This is a genomic window from Embleya sp. NPDC005971 (assembly GCF_040629175.1).
Lineage (GTDB): Bacteria > Actinomycetota > Actinomycetes > Streptomycetales > Streptomycetaceae > Embleya.
This window is the reverse complement of sequence record NZ_JBEXUX010000043.1, coordinates 73764-87765: the sequence shown is the minus strand read 5'-3', so window position 1 is coordinate 87765 and position 14002 is coordinate 73764. Positions and strand designations below refer to the sequence as shown.

The following is a 14002-nucleotide window of genomic DNA, read 5'->3' as shown; positions in this document are numbered from 1 at the left end:
GAGGCCGACCACCTCCCCGGCCTGACCGACCGCGCCTTCGACATCAGCGACACCATCCCCGCCGACAGCTGGTACGGCACCCTCCTCAAGGGCATCCTCAACTTCCAACCCGACCCCACCGTCCTGCAGGCCACCGTCTGGCTCCTCTACCTCGTCCCCGTCATGGCCCTGTTCCTCCTGCTCCCCAAGGGCGGCACCAAGACCCGGACACCGACCCCGCAGGAAACCACCGCCACCGCCTGAGCACACCCCGGCGCACATGCGTGAAGGGCCCGATCCGAGGTGCGGATCGGGCCCTTCACGCATCGGGGTGGGCGGCGCCCACCGGCACTCAGGCGAACAGCGCCTTGCCCCAGTAGTCGTCCGCGCCGTGCACCCCGCCGGGGCAGGCGAACAGCGCCGAACCCACGTGCTGGATGTATTCGTTCATCGTGTCGTTCGCCGCCAACTGTTGCTGGAGCGGGATGAAGCCCTTGCGCGGGTCGCGCTGGTAGGCCAGGAAGAACAGGCCCGCCTCCAGCCGGCCGAGCCCGTCCGACCCGTCCACGAACGAGTAACCCCGGCGCAGGATGGTCACCCCGTTGTTGGAGTCGGGGTGGGACAGGCGCACGTGCGAGTTCTCCGGCAACGCCTTGAGCGGGACCACGTCGTGCTCGCCGGTGGCGCCGTGCGGCGCGCCGACGCCCTTGGACCGGCCGATGACGTCCTGCTGCTCCTGTAGCGAGGTCCGGTCCCAGGTCTCGATGTGCATCCGGATTCGGCGGGCGACCAGGTACGACCCGCCGGTCATCCACTGCGGGCCCTCGCTGGCCGGTACCCACACGTGATCGCGCAGTCGGTCGGCCTCGGTGCCGGCGATGTTGCGCGTGCCGTCCTTGAATCCGAACAGGTTGCGCGGCGTCATCGCCTCGGGCGTGGTCGAGGAGGTCTTGCCGAAGCCGAGCTGGGACCAGCGCACCGACACCACGCCGAAGCCGATCCGGGCGAGGTTGCGGATCGCGTGCACCGCGACCTGCGGATCGTCCGAGCAGGCCTGGACCGCGATGTCGCCGCCGGAGCGCTGCGGGTCGAGCTTGTCGCCCGGGAACAGGGGCAGTTCGGCGAGCGCCTCGGGCTTCTTCGCGGCGATCTGGAACCGGTCCCGGCCGTCCTTGGTGAACAGCGTGGGGCCGAACCCGACGGTGAGCGTGAGGTTGTTCGGCGGCAGGCCGACGGCCTCGCCGGTGTCGTCCGGCGGCGACTGCGGGACGCCGCTGTCCGCGCCGGTCCCGATCGCCTTGCCCGCGGTCATCGCGGCCGCCGCGGCGGTCCACTGTCGAAGCATGCGGACCAGCTTGGCGCGGTCGTCGGTGATCACGTCGAAGACGCAGAAGTGCAGCCGGTCCTGCACCGGCGTGGCGATGCCGGCCTGGTTGACGCCGTGGAAGTCGACCGCGCCCGGGGTCGGCACGGACGACTTGTCCTCGCTCCCGGTGACCGCGGTGGCCACCCCGCCGGCCGCGGCGGCGCCGACCACGAGCGCGCCGCCGGTCCAGCCCAGCAGGGCCCGCCGACTGAAACCGTCGCCCGACGGCTCGACCGTCTCGGTGTCGTGTTCGATCTCGGTCATGAGGCCCTCCCTATGGACGTGCGGTTGCCCGTGCGATGTGGTCGGCGGCGTGCCACGCCCGGCCCCGCGCTGCGGCCGGGCGTTCGCCCGTTGCGACGTGGGACATGACTAGGCGACGACGCCGGCCAGCTTGGACAACGGCTCGCCGAGCGCGTTGACGGCGTCCGAGAGTTCCTTGCGCTTGGCCTCGTCGACGGTGTCGTAGGACACGTAGCCCTCGCCCTGCTTGTACTTGTTCAACAGGCCCTGGATCTTGGCGAACTCGCCGTCCAGGGTGCCGGCCAGCGCCGCGTCCTTCTCCGCCACGTACGGCTTCAGCAGGTCGAACGCCTTCTTCGCGCCGTCCACGTTGCCCACGAAGTCCCACAGGTCGGTGTGGCTGAACGCCTCTTCCTCACCGGTGACCTTGCCGGTGGCCACCTCGTCGAGGAGTTCCTTGGCGCCGTTGGCGATCGAGGTCGGGGTGATCTCGGCCGTGCCCACCTTCGACTGGAGCGTCTTGAGGTCGGCCAACAGGCGGTCGGCGTAGCCCTTCTCCACGTCGGTGATCTGTCCGGTCGTCCACAGCGCCTTCTCGATCCGGTGCCAACCGGACCACTCCTGCCCCGGCTCCAGGTCGGCCTCGCGGGCGTCCATCTGCGGGTCGAGGTCGCCGAAGCTCTCCGCGACCGGCTCGATGGTCTCCCAGCCCAGGCGCGACTTGGGGTAGAGGTCCTTGGCCTTGGCCACGTCGCCGGCCTTGACCGCGTTCACGAACTCGGTGGCGACCGGCAACATCTGATCGACCGTCTCGGTGGTGAAGGCGCGGTAGTGCGCGACCGCCTGGGCGAGGCGGGGGTCGACCGGCTTCTCGGCCGGGGTGCCGGCGACGGTGATCTTCTGCCGGATGCCGTCGCCCTTCATCCCGGGCTTGCAGGCGACCTCGTAGCTGCCGGCCTTGATCTCGAAGTTCAGCGTCGCCGAGGTGCCGGGGCCGATGTTCTCGCGCTCGGTGACGATCCGGTCGCCCTGGGCGTAGACGTACAGCTCGGTGACCTGGCTGCCCTTGTTGGTCACCTTGATGCTGTTCTTGCCCGCCGGCCAGTCCTTCTTGCCGACGTCGCACGACTTGTCCTTGGCGGTCACCTTGACGGCGTCGCCGGAGGATTCGTCGCTGCTGCACGCGGTGAGCGCCAGCGGCAACGCGAGCAACAGTCCGGTGCCCAGCACGCGAACGGCAGGGCGGCGACGGACGACAGACATGGACTCTCCCGGGGACGAGAACGAGCGAAGGCGGGTCGAGGCCCGGCAGGGGAACGGCAGGGACCAGCACCCACAGAAATGCACAAGAGGGACAAAAGGCAATTATTAGGCAAGGCTAACCAAGCCTAGGCTTGGCTTATTTTGTCAGCCGAATGCCCCCACACAGTCAAGCCGAAGTAAAGGCCCCCCTCGTCGAACGTGGATCACATCACGTCCGGCCCGAGACCCGCCGGCGCGGCAAAGCATGGCGAGCCCGGTATATGCGTAAAGTCGTGCCGAGTCGGCACAATCCGGAGCCTCGCGATCACTTCGGCGCGGCCCACCGCGACAGCCCGTCGGAGCTCCGTCCTCGTGCTGCGGCCTCGCTTGCGGGCGGATCCGAGCGGGCGCGCGCGGCTCGGGCGGTCCGGCGTCGAGGATCCCGGCGACCGCGGCCGAAACCGTCGACTTCCTCGGCTCGTTCGCGCGCCCGAATGCGTTCGGGAGGCGTTTCGGGGGCGCCCCGGGGCGCTTTGACTGGAAATCCACCGGTCGCCGGGCCGTTCCGGATCCCTGCGGACGGCGGTCCGGCGGACGGGGCGCGGCCGGAGTGGGGTCGAGGGCTAGGACCATTGGTTACTCATGAGTAGCATGGGGCTCGTACCCATCGCAGGAGGAGTGTGCGCTCGTGCCTCGTAACGTCCGGGACGTCGTCTTCGTAGACGGCGTCCGTACCCCCTTCGGCAAGGCCGGCCCCAAGGGCATCTACCACGAGACGCGAGCCGACGACCTCGTCATCGCGTGTATCCGTGAGCTGATGCGCCGCAACCCGTCGCTGCCGCCGGCCCGCGTGGACGAGGTCGCCATCGCGGCCACCACGCAGATCGGCGACCAGGGCCTGACCATCGGCCGTACCGCGGCGCTGCTCGCGGGACTGCCGCGCGAGGTGCCCGGCTATTCGATCGACCGCATGTGCGCGGGCGCGATGACCGCGGTCACCACGGCCGCCGGCGGCATCGCCTTCGGCGCCTACGACGTCGTGGTCGCCGGCGGTGTCGAGCACATGGGCCGCCACCCCATGGGCGAGGGTGCCGACCCGAACCCGCGGATCATCTCCGAGCAGCTCGTGGACCCGTCCGCGCTGGTCATGGGCAACACCGCGGAGAACATCCACGACCGCTTCCCGGAGCTGACCAAGGAGCGCGCCGACCGGTTCGCCCTCGGCAGCCAGGACAAGGCCGCCAAGGCGTACGCCGACAACCGGATCCAGCCCGACCTGGTGCCGGTCGCGGTCCGCTCGGTCGAGCAGGGCTGGGGCCTGTCCACCGTCGACGAGCCGATGCGCCCGGGCACCACGCTCGAGGGCCTCGGTGCGCTCAAGACCCCGTTCCGGCCGCACGGCCGGGTCACCGCCGGCAACGCGGCGGGCCTCAACGACGGCGCGACCGCGTGTCTGCTCGCCTCCGAGGACGCCGCGCGCGAGCTGGGTCTGCCGATCAAGATGCGCCTCGTGCAGTTCGCCTTCGCCGGCGTGGAGCCCGAGGTGATGGGCATCGGCCCGGTTCCGGCCACCGAGAAGGCCCTGGAGCGCGCCGGCCTCACCATCGAGGACATCGGCCTGTTCGAGCTGAACGAGGCGTTCGCGGTCCAGGTGTTGTCCTTCCTGGACCACTACAAGATCGCCGACGACGACCCGCGTGTGAACAAGTACGGCGGCGCGATCGCCTTCGGTCACCCGCTCGCCTCCTCCGGCGTGCGCCTGATGACCCAGCTCGCGCGCCAGTTCGAGGAGCACCCCGAGGTCCGCTACGGCCTGACCTCGATGTGCATCGGGCTGGGCATGGGCGGGACCGTCATCTGGGAGAACCCGAACTGGACCGGGGCCGACGCGGACACCGCGAACTCCGCGACGAACGCCGCGACGAACTCCGAGGGGAACGACAAGTGAGCGACCTGAGCCGACTGGCCGCCGAGGTCTTTCCCGACGAACTGGTCTCGCACTTCCCCGTACGCGTGCTCGATCTCCCGGGCGGCGCGGGCAGGTTCGCGCTGATCACCATCGACAACGGCTTCGACCACACCAAGCCGAACACGTTCGGCCCGGCCGGTCTGGGCGAGCTGAACGCCGCGATCGACAAGGTCGAGGCGCTGGCCGCGGCGGGCGACATCGTCGCGGCGGGGGTGACCGGCAAGCCGTTCATCTTCGCCGTCGGCGCCGACCTCAAGGGCGTGGAGAAGGTCGTCCTGCGCGAGCACGCGCACGCCATCGGCAAGGCCGGCCACGACACGTTCAAGCGGCTGACCGCGCTGCCGGTGCCCACGTTCGCGTTCTACAACGGCGCGGCGATGGGCGGCGGCGTCGAGATCGGCCTGGCCTGCACGTACCGCACCATCTCCACCGCGGTGCCGGCCTTCTCGCTGCCCGAATGTTTCCTGGGTCTGGTCCCCGGTTGGGGCGGCTGCGTGTTGCTGCCGAACCTGATCGGTCCGGACAACGCGGTCACCGTGATCATCGAGAACGCGCTGAACCAGAACCGGCAGCTCAACGGTCCCAAGGCATTCAAGCTCGGGATCGCGGACGCGCTGGTGGAGTCGGCCGACTTCCTGGCCCAATCGCTGGTGTGGGCGGGCAAGGTCGTCTCCGGCGAGATCGTGGTCGAGCGCCCGGAGATCGATCGCGGCGCCGGCTGGGACGCGGCGATCGAGCGCGGTCGGGCGATCGCCGACTCGAAGGTACACGGGGCCTCCCCCGCGCCGTATCGCGCGCTGGAGATCATCGACGCGGCGCGCTCCGCACGATTGGGCGACGTGGCCTCGCTGCAGGCCGGCTTCGACGCCGAGGACGACGCGCTCGCCGACCTGATCATGGGCGACGAACTGCGCGCGGGACTGTACTCGTTCAACCTGATCCAAAAGCGCGCCAAGCGCCCGGCCGGCGCGCCGGATCGCAAGCTCGCCCGCCCGGTCACCAAGGTCGGCGTGGTCGGCGCCGGACTGATGGCCTCACAACTCGCGCTGCTGTTCGCGCGTCGCCTGCGGGTGCCGGTCGTGCTGACCGACATCGACCAGGAGCGCGTGGACAAGGGCGTCGGCTACGTGCACGCCGAGGTCGACAAGCTCCTGCTCAAGAAGCGCATCTCGGCGGACGCCGCGAACCGGCTCAAGGCGCTGGTGACCGGCTCGCTGACCAAGGACGCGTTCGCGGACGCCGACTTCGTGATCGAGGCCGTGTTCGAGGAGATGTCGGTCAAGCAGCAGGTGTTCGCCGAGGTCGAGGCCGTGGTCTCGCCGACCTGCATCCTGGCCACCAACACCTCGTCGTTGTCGATCACCGAGATGGCCTCCAAGCTGGCGCACCCCGAGCGGGTGGTGGGCTTCCACTTCTTCAACCCGGTCGCGATCCTGCCGCTCCTGGAGATCGTCCGCGCCGAGCAGACCGACGACGGTGCGCTCGCCACCGCCTTCGCCGTCTCCAAGCAGCTCAAGAAGACCTCGGTCCTGGTCAAGGACGCCCCGGCGTTCGTGGTCAACCGCGTGCTCACCCGCTTCCTCGGCGAGGTGCTGGCGGCGGTGGACGAGGGCACTCCGATCGAGGTCGCCGACAACGCGCTGGCCCCGCTGGGCCTGCCGATGTCCCCGATGGTCCTGCTCGAACTCGTCGGCCCGGCGATCGCCGCGCACGTCGGCGAGACCCTGCACACGGCCTTCCCGGACCGCTTCGGCGTCTCGGCCAACCTGGAGCGCGTGGTCAAGGCCGGCAAACGCTCCTTCCTGACCTGGGCCTCGGGCGCCCAGGAGGTCGACCCGGAGGTCGTCGCGCTGCTGGAGGTGGGCGACTCCCCCTCCACGGAGGAGCAGGTCCGCGACCGCGCGTTGGCCGCCCTGGCCGACGAGATCAACCGCATGCTCGACGAGGGCGTCGTCGCCGCCCCGCAGGACATCGACCTGTGCATGATCGCCGGCGCCGGCTGGCCCTTCCACCTGGGCGGCATCACCCCGTACCTGGACCGCGCGGGGGTCAGCGAGAAAACCGTGGGCAAGCGCTTCCTCCCGGCGGGGGCGGCTTCGGTTCCGCGGTAGGCGGGCGGCGCGCGAAGGGCGGCCCGGCTCCGTGGGGCCGCCCTTCGCGCGCTTGGGTCGCTCGGCGTTCGGGTCGCTCGGCGCTCGGGTCACACCCGGGTCGGCGGGCGGCTTGCCACAGGTGGGTCGGAAGGCGGCCTCGGGGTCGGCCTTGGGTGACGGCGGCGCTCTGTACCTCCGAGACCATCACGGGATCGGGGGCTGCGGCTCGTGCGAACGACCGAAGCCGGTGGCTTGCAGGGCCCCCAGGGGGCGACCGTCGCTACGCGCCGCCACCTGCCACTTGTCCCGGGTCGGCTCACGGATCGGTCGGCTGCCTGGGAGGGCGGATGGCCGCACGCAGGTCCACGGGTATTCGATCCGGGAGACCGTTCGGGGCTATGTCGGCCTCGTGTCGGTGCGGATCCAACGGCTGTCCCGAAGCCGAGCTCGATCCCCCTGTCCGGAACCCGCCGACCCTTTCGGCCCGACGACCTGCCGGGGCTGCCACCGCAACTACCGGCCCGTCAGACCCAATCCCTGGTGCTCGGATTACTGCTTGAACCAGGAAGTCCTCATGCTGTCTGACCAGCAGGGATGCGCGGCTTGCGGAGCCTCCATGGCCCGCCGCAAGCCGACATCCAACAGCCGCAGGTGGTGCTCGGGCACCTGCCGGCAGAGAGTTGTCCGCCGGCGGGCGGAGTTCCGCACGCGGGCCGCACAAGTCGACGAGTGACCGACGGCCTCACCGCAGGTGGAGGAAACTCCGGATGTCGTCGAAGCCGTCGAGAGCCCGACCATCCACGTCCGTCGGATCCGCCTCCGCACGCGCCGCCGACGATTCAGCCAACGCAAGGGCCTCATCGCCGAGACAGCCGAAGCGCCGAGCCGCATGTCCCAGACACAGGCCGGCCAGACCGAGCAGGGGGCTGCCTGACACGGCCCGCGTCCCGATCTGGACGCACCGGTGCTCGACGAACTCCCGTTCGTCGTCGTTCAACGCACTTCCGACCAGTGCAACCGCCGCCTCGCCCTCTTGCGAACGGTCACGCAGAGCCTCCTCCAAGATCCCGGCCACTCCAAGATCCCGGCCACTGCCTCGTGAGGCAGAGCAGGAGGGTTCTCAAAGCGCAGATGAGAGTGCATCCCGCGAGATTGCGCGCTGACGGAAGTGGCATCCGCCCAGGCCCCCAGCGACGTCGAGGCGAACCCTGCCTGACGCGGCACCGACCCGATCCGCCACACATCGGCCCAACTTCGGTGCCAGAAACCGGATAGTGGCCCATCTTCAGTGTCACAAACAGCGATCCGCCCAACTTCGGTGGCAACCAACCCAAGTTCGCTGTCACAGGTCATCGGTGGGCGGGGCCGTCGCCTTCCCGATGCGAGCGGCGCCGTGCCGACACCCGATGCACCGCCGGCCGCACCGTCTCGCGTGTCGGGCGGCAGCCACAATGGCAATCATGAGCAGTGATGCGATGCGTGTTGCCTCGGTGGGCGATCTGGAGCGTTTGCGAGAGATCGAGGTCGCCGCCGGGATGTGTTTCGTGGATGTCGCGATGCCGGAGATCGCTGCGGACGAGCCGTTGTCCGTGGCGGAGTTGGCGCAGTATCAGAGCGATGGGCGGTGCCTGGTGGTCGGGGAACCGGCGATCGCCTATCTGATCTGGGACCTCGTGGACGGCGCGGCGCACATCGAGCAGGTGTCGGTGCATCCCGACGGGGCGCGGCGCGGGCTCGGGCGGGCGATGATCGATCGGGTGCAGGCGGAGACCGGGCTCGCTTCGACGCTGACCACGTTTCGGGACGTCCCGTGGAACGCTCCGTACTACGCGCGGATCGGCTTTCGCACGCTCGACGCGGCCGAGGTGACGCCGGGGCTCGCGGCAATCCGGGCGCACGAAGCGGCCATCGGGCTGGATCGATGGCCTCGCGTATGCATGCGGCGGCCGGCTCCGGATCTCGGACAGGCAGCGAAGTCGATCTCGTCTTCGCACTGATTTTCGGCTCCCTCTGCCGTTGCTGACGACTGGTCAGCTAGCTTCTGCGCATGACGGATGCGCTGGGTGCGACGGACGAGTCGGCCGAGGTCGGCGGGGCGGACGAGGACGTCGAGCCGACCTCGACACCCGAGCGCAAGCCTTGGTCACGGCGCCGCAAGGCGATCGTGGGACTGGTCGGGCTGCTCACCCTTTCGCTGTTCGTGGTCGGTGGCTGCGCGGTCTGGGTGGTGTACTCGCTCAACGCCAACATCAAGCGCATCGACGGAGTCTTCGACCGATCGAGCATCCCCGCCGCGGGGCCGCGCCCGCCGGCCGATCCCACCGCCGGTCGGGCACTGAACATCCTGCTCGTCGGTATGGACGCGGCGGCGGCCGGCGCCGACCCGAACGTGCTGGAGGGCCGACGCAGCGACACCATGATGCTGCTGCACCTGCCCGCCGGTCGGGCCTCGATCTCGGCGATCTCGCTGCCGCGCGACTCGTGGGTGTCGATCCCGGGACACGGCGAGGCCAAGCTGAACGCGGCCTTCTCGTGGGGCGGACCCGCGCTGCTCGTGGCCACGATCGAGAACCTGACCGGCGTACGAATCGACCACTACGCGGCGGTGGACTTCGGCGGCTTCAAGGGCATGGTCGACGCGCTCGGCGGGGTGACGGTGGACGCCGACAAGGGCCGGGCCAAGCTGGACGGCAACGAGGCGCTCAAGTTCGTCCGGCAGCGCTACGGGCTCGAGCGCGGCGACCTGGATCGGGTGGCCCACCAGCAGCAACTCCTGGGCGCGATCGCGGAGAAGGTCACCGCGGAGGGCGTACTCGGCAGCCCGCTGCGCACCGAGAACCTGTTGCAGTCGCTGACCAAGTCGCTGACCGTCGACGACAACCTCAACCTCAAGGCCCTGCTCGACCTGGCCACCGACCTCAAGGGCATCAACGAAGCCGACCTGGCGTTTCGCACCGCCCCCGTCGCCGGCTTCGGCGAGCGCGGCGGCGGGCAGAGCGTGGTCCTGCTCGACGACAAACGCTGCAAGGAACTGTTCGCCGCCGTCCGCGCCGACATCCCCTGGCCGGAACCGGCCCCCGGCGAACTGTGGCGGCCCTGAGCACGTCACCGACGGTGCTCGGAGCGCTCAGCACAGTCGGTGCAGGGCGCGGCGGGCGGCCTTGGCCACCTCGGGATCGGGGTGGGTGGTTTCGGCGAAGCGCAGCACGTCCTCGGCGCAGGGGTGGCCCATCGTCGCGAGTTCGCCGAAGACCACGTCGGCGCCCGGTCCCTGGCTGCCCGTCACCTCGGTGAGCAGGCCCAGTACGGCCGCCTCGTGTCGACCCAGGAGCGCTGCGGCGGCGTTGTCCGCGGTCAGCCAGGCCAGCGTGCGCAGCGTCGCGGGTGGCACGTCGCGGTCGTGGGTCAGGCGCCAGTTCCACACGTGCGGGGCGAGGGTGGGGTCGGCGCCGGCCTGGGTGAGGGCGCGTTCGACGGCGGCCTCGGGCAGGTCGGCAGCGCCCAGATGGGCGAAGAGCATGAGGCGCTCGGTGGGCCCGGCGGCGCCCGCGACCGCACACAGCTCGGACAACGCGGCGTCGACGGGGCGGCACGCGATCCAACTCGCGAACGTACGCGTCGCCACCGGTCGCGGCCACGCCCCCATCGCGCCGAGCAACCGGGCGCCGGACGCGGCGGTGTAGTCGTCGACGGTGGCGACCGGCAGCCCCTGCTCCCGAAACATGCGATGCACGAGCGTGCCACCGAGGCCGGTCAACGTGATGCCCTCGGCGGTGCGCCGAACAATGCCGAGCGCCGCCAGCCGATCGGCAAGCAAAATCACCCCGGCCCGAACCCGACCGAGAAACTCGGCAGACCCCGGATCCGCAGCGGCGGACACACCGGCCGCGGACGCGAACGAGCCGGTCGCGGGCGCGGGCGGGTCAGCCGCACGCGGGCCCGGGTCGGTCGCGGAAGCATGCGGGTCAGCCGCACGCGAGCCCGGGTCGGTCGCGGAAGCATGCGGGTCAGCCGCACGCGAGCCCGGGTCGGTCGAGGGCGCAGGCGCAGGCGCAGGCGCAGGCGCAGGCGGGCGAGTGGAGTCGCCCGCCGGCGCCGGCGGGCGCGGGTCCGTCGCGGGCTCAGGCGCGCCGGTGTCGGACGCAGGCACGGGCGGGCGCGGATCGGTCACGGGCGCGCGTGGGTCCGTCGCGGGCGCAGGCGGGCGCGGCCCGGTCGCAGACGCGGGTGCGGGCGGGTTGGCCGCAGGCGAGCACGGATCGGCCGCGGGCTCAGGCGAGCCGGTGTCGGTCGCAGGTGCGGGCCGGCCGGTGTCGGGTGCGGGCAGGCGCGGATCGCCTGCGGGCGCGGTGGCGCCGGTGTCGAACGCGGGTGCAGACAAGCGCAGATCATTTGCAGGTGCGGGCGAGCCGCTGTCGGCCGCCAGCGCAGGCAGGTGCGGATCGGTCACGGGCGGGCGCGGGTCGGTCGCGGGCGCAGGCGGGCGCGGGCCGGTCGCAGACACGGGTGCAGCCGGGTTGGCCGCAGGCGAGCGCGGATCGGTCGCGGGCGCGCCGGAGTCGGCCGCAAGCGCGGGCGGGCTCGGGTCGGTCGCGGGCGGGCCAGGGTCGGGCGCAGGTACCGGCGCCGGCAGACACAAGTCGGATGTGGGCGGGCTCGGGTTGGCCGCAGGCGCAGGCGAGCGTGGGTCGGGCGTGGTCGCACCCGCGCCCGCGTCGCACAGTCGGCCCAGTTCGCGGACCAGGTCGGGCGCGTCCAGGATCCGGCCGAGCGCGAACGCCTCGTCCTCGGCCGGCAACTCGGTACGCAGCGTGCGAACCACGTGGTCGAGGTCGCGACGCACCGCCAAGCCCACGAACAACGACACCGGGAGCGGGCCGCCGAGTTGGACCAGACCGGTGAACAGCGACGCGGCGAGCCCCTCGGGGACGTCCCACCGCCGCTCGTGCGCCTCGCCGAAGGTCGCGTTGTCCTCGGCCACCACCACCATCGCCCGCGCGGCAAGCGCGATCAGCTCGCGGTCACCGCCCTCGCGCCACACCCGCAGGCCGTCCGCGGCATGTACCGCACCATCGAGTAGGACGAGCAGACCGGTGCCCAGCGCCAGCGTCCAACGCCGGTGCAAAGCATGCTCGTCCCGAGCCGTACGAGGCGGGCCGGCGACGGGGCCACAGGGTTGCTCGGCGATGCCGAGTTCGACCATCGCCCGGCGTGCGACGTCGTGCGCCAGTACCTCCTCCCGGGTGATCGACAGCGGCCCGTGCTCCTCCACGTATTCCGCGAGCGCGGCCGCCTGGGCCAACAGCGGCGACATCCGGGCAGCCAACGCGCACTCGGAGGTGGGCGGCACGTACAGCGGCGGCAACGCGGGCTCGCTCGGGCCGCTGCCGGGACCGCTGAGCGGGGCGGGCACACCGAGTTCGAGGAAGCGGGTACGCAGCCCGTACAGCCCCAACGGGGTCAGCCGCACCGCCATGAACGGCGCTCCACCACCCACGAGTTCACGGATCTCCAGGACACCGAACGCACGCAGGTCGTCCATCTGGTGGGCCAGGGTCAGACCGGTGAACAGCGCCGGGTCGGCAACCAGCGGCGACCTCGGTCGGCCGTCGGGCGTGTACGAGAGCAGCTCGAACAGCCCGCCCATCGGCACCCAACGACCCGCGTGGTCGTACAACTCGCGCAACAGCTCACGAATCACATCGCCACCGCGCAGCACGTACCCCGCGCGACGCATGGCCGGCCGTCCGGTGGCCTCGCCGACCGCGACGCCCTCCCACAGGCTCGACCACACACGCAGCACATCGCTCGGTCGACCGATCGCCAGCGCCCGGGTGAGCGCACCCGCGGTCGCGACGGTGCGGCCGACCTCGATCAGGCCCGCCGTACAGGCGATCGACCAGACATGATGCAGCGACTCCACGTCGCGCGCGCTGCGGACGCCCTCGATCGGTACGTCGATGCCCAGCGAGGCCGCGGCCTCGACCGCCGGGACCCGGCGCAGGACACCGGTCGCGGTCACCGGCCGCCCACGACCGACCCAGCGGGCCAGAGTGAGCGCGGCGGCGAACGACGGCGCCGCCGAGGCCGCCCGCGCCAACTCGCGTTCGTCCGGCAACCGAACCGCCGGCAGCGCCCTGCCCCGTCCTGGGCCCGTCGCATAGCCCGCCACGAACAACTTTTTCGCCGACCCCCAACAGGTCGAATCCGCCATCCGGGCCGGCAGTTCGGCCTCGTGTCGTTCCAGCACCGCCAGCAACGGGTCGAGCCGGTCGCTGTCCGGGTGCAGGGGCCCACGCTCACGCAGGAACTCCAGGAACAACCGCAGCGCGGGCACCACCAGACCTACGGTGTCCGCACGGGGCAGCGCGACGTGCGCAGGCACCAACGTCTCCAACAGCGCATTCAGATCACCGGCCCGCCAGCGCGTGTGGTCGTCGAGCCGCAGGCAGGCGACCCGCAGATCGAGCAGGGTGCCCACGACATCGATCATCCGCTCGGTAACCGGGGCCGGTCGGCCCGCTCGCGCGAGCCATGTGCCGAAGTCGGCCACGATGCCGCAGGAATCGGGAGATAGCGCCACGTCGCAGAGCGTAGTGAGCGCCGCATCCGCTTCGCATGGATTTCGGACAATCCATGCGAACCGACAACGGGCCCCGAAGCACCGCTTCCAAAGAGCCCCCGAACGCACCACCCCTCACTCCCGCACACGCGCCGACATCGACTCACCCCACCGCCTGCGCGGGCGACCACAACCGCACTCCCCTACCTCGCCGGCGCGCCCACAGCCACCTGCGCCCTCCGACGACCGCAGCCCACACCACCCGCGCCGCCGCCCGCGCCCGCGACCAGTGCCGTCGGCGCAACCACACTCGCGACCGCACTAAGCTGCGCCCGCACCCGCCGCCACAACAAAGCGCGGCCCGAGCGCCGTCGGCGACCAAGACCACGACCACGCTCGCCGGCCTTGCCGCCCGCACCCTCCGACCACTGCGCCCGCACCCGCCAGAGCCGGCGGCCGACACCGGCTCACCTGCGCCTGCGCCCGCGCCTGATCCGCCCACGACCGCGACCGCGACCGCGACCGCGACATACGACTGTCGGCACCCG

The 14002-nt window shown here is 71.2% G+C and carries 8 protein-coding genes and 1 pseudogene; 5 read left to right on the top strand and 4 right to left on the bottom strand.

The genetic code is table 11. The annotated features are described in order from the left end of the window. Positions 1-243, top strand: a pseudogene (locus ABZ374_RS31545) (iron transporter); the annotation flags it as partial. 88 nt (positions 244-331) lie between these two features. Here ABZ374_RS31545 and efeB read toward each other — a convergent pair. Both efeB and efeO read right to left on the bottom strand, forming a co-directional pair. Further along, positions 332-1609 (bottom strand): iron uptake transporter deferrochelatase/peroxidase subunit, encoded by a 1278-nt coding sequence (efeB, locus tag ABZ374_RS31540; RefSeq protein ID WP_360317481.1) that lies wholly within the window; start codon positions 1607-1609, stop codon positions 332-334. 108 nt (positions 1610-1717) lie between these two features. Continuing rightward, positions 1718-2851: an iron uptake system protein EfeO gene (gene efeO, locus ABZ374_RS31535; RefSeq protein WP_360317479.1), complete on the bottom strand. Its 1134-nt coding sequence runs from the start codon at positions 2849-2851 to the stop codon at positions 1718-1720. Positions 2852-3518: 667 nt separating this feature from the next. Between efeO and ABZ374_RS31530 the strand changes: the two genes are divergently transcribed. Together ABZ374_RS31530 and ABZ374_RS31525 are read left to right on the top strand one after the other, a co-directional pair. Next, entirely contained in the window at positions 3519-4778 is a 1260-nt protein-coding gene (locus ABZ374_RS31530; RefSeq protein WP_360317477.1) for a thiolase family protein, read from the top strand. Further along, complete coding sequence (locus ABZ374_RS31525; protein WP_360317475.1) at positions 4775-6910, top strand: 3-hydroxyacyl-CoA dehydrogenase NAD-binding domain-containing protein; 2136 nt, start codon at positions 4775-4777, stop codon at positions 6908-6910. The genes ABZ374_RS31530 and ABZ374_RS31525 overlap by 4 nt, the downstream gene beginning before the upstream one ends. Before the next feature lie 724 nt (positions 6911-7634). Here the strand turns inward: ABZ374_RS31525 and ABZ374_RS31520 are convergent. Further along, positions 7635-7967, bottom strand: coding sequence for a hypothetical protein (locus ABZ374_RS31520; RefSeq protein WP_360317473.1), 333 nt, complete (start codon positions 7965-7967; stop codon positions 7635-7637). Between the two features lie 385 nt (positions 7968-8352). Here ABZ374_RS31520 and ABZ374_RS31515 point away from each other — a divergent pair, with 385 nt between their 5' ends. Both ABZ374_RS31515 and ABZ374_RS31510 read left to right on the top strand, forming a co-directional pair. Beyond that, positions 8353-8889: a GNAT family N-acetyltransferase gene (locus ABZ374_RS31515; RefSeq protein ID WP_360317471.1), complete on the top strand. Its 537-nt coding sequence runs from the start codon at positions 8353-8355 to the stop codon at positions 8887-8889. Positions 8890-8939: 50 nt separating this feature from the next. Continuing rightward, positions 8940-9992, top strand: a complete 1053-nt coding sequence (locus ABZ374_RS31510; protein WP_360317469.1) for an LCP family protein — start codon at positions 8940-8942, stop codon at positions 9990-9992. A gap of 27 nt (positions 9993-10019) precedes the next feature. Here the strand turns inward: ABZ374_RS31510 and ABZ374_RS31505 are convergent, their stop codons facing one another. Beyond that, a complete protein-coding gene (locus tag ABZ374_RS31505; RefSeq protein ID WP_360317467.1) occupies positions 10020-13475 on the bottom strand; it encodes a hypothetical protein in 3456 nt (1151 codons plus the stop codon). Between the last annotated feature and the right edge of the window lie 527 nt (positions 13476-14002).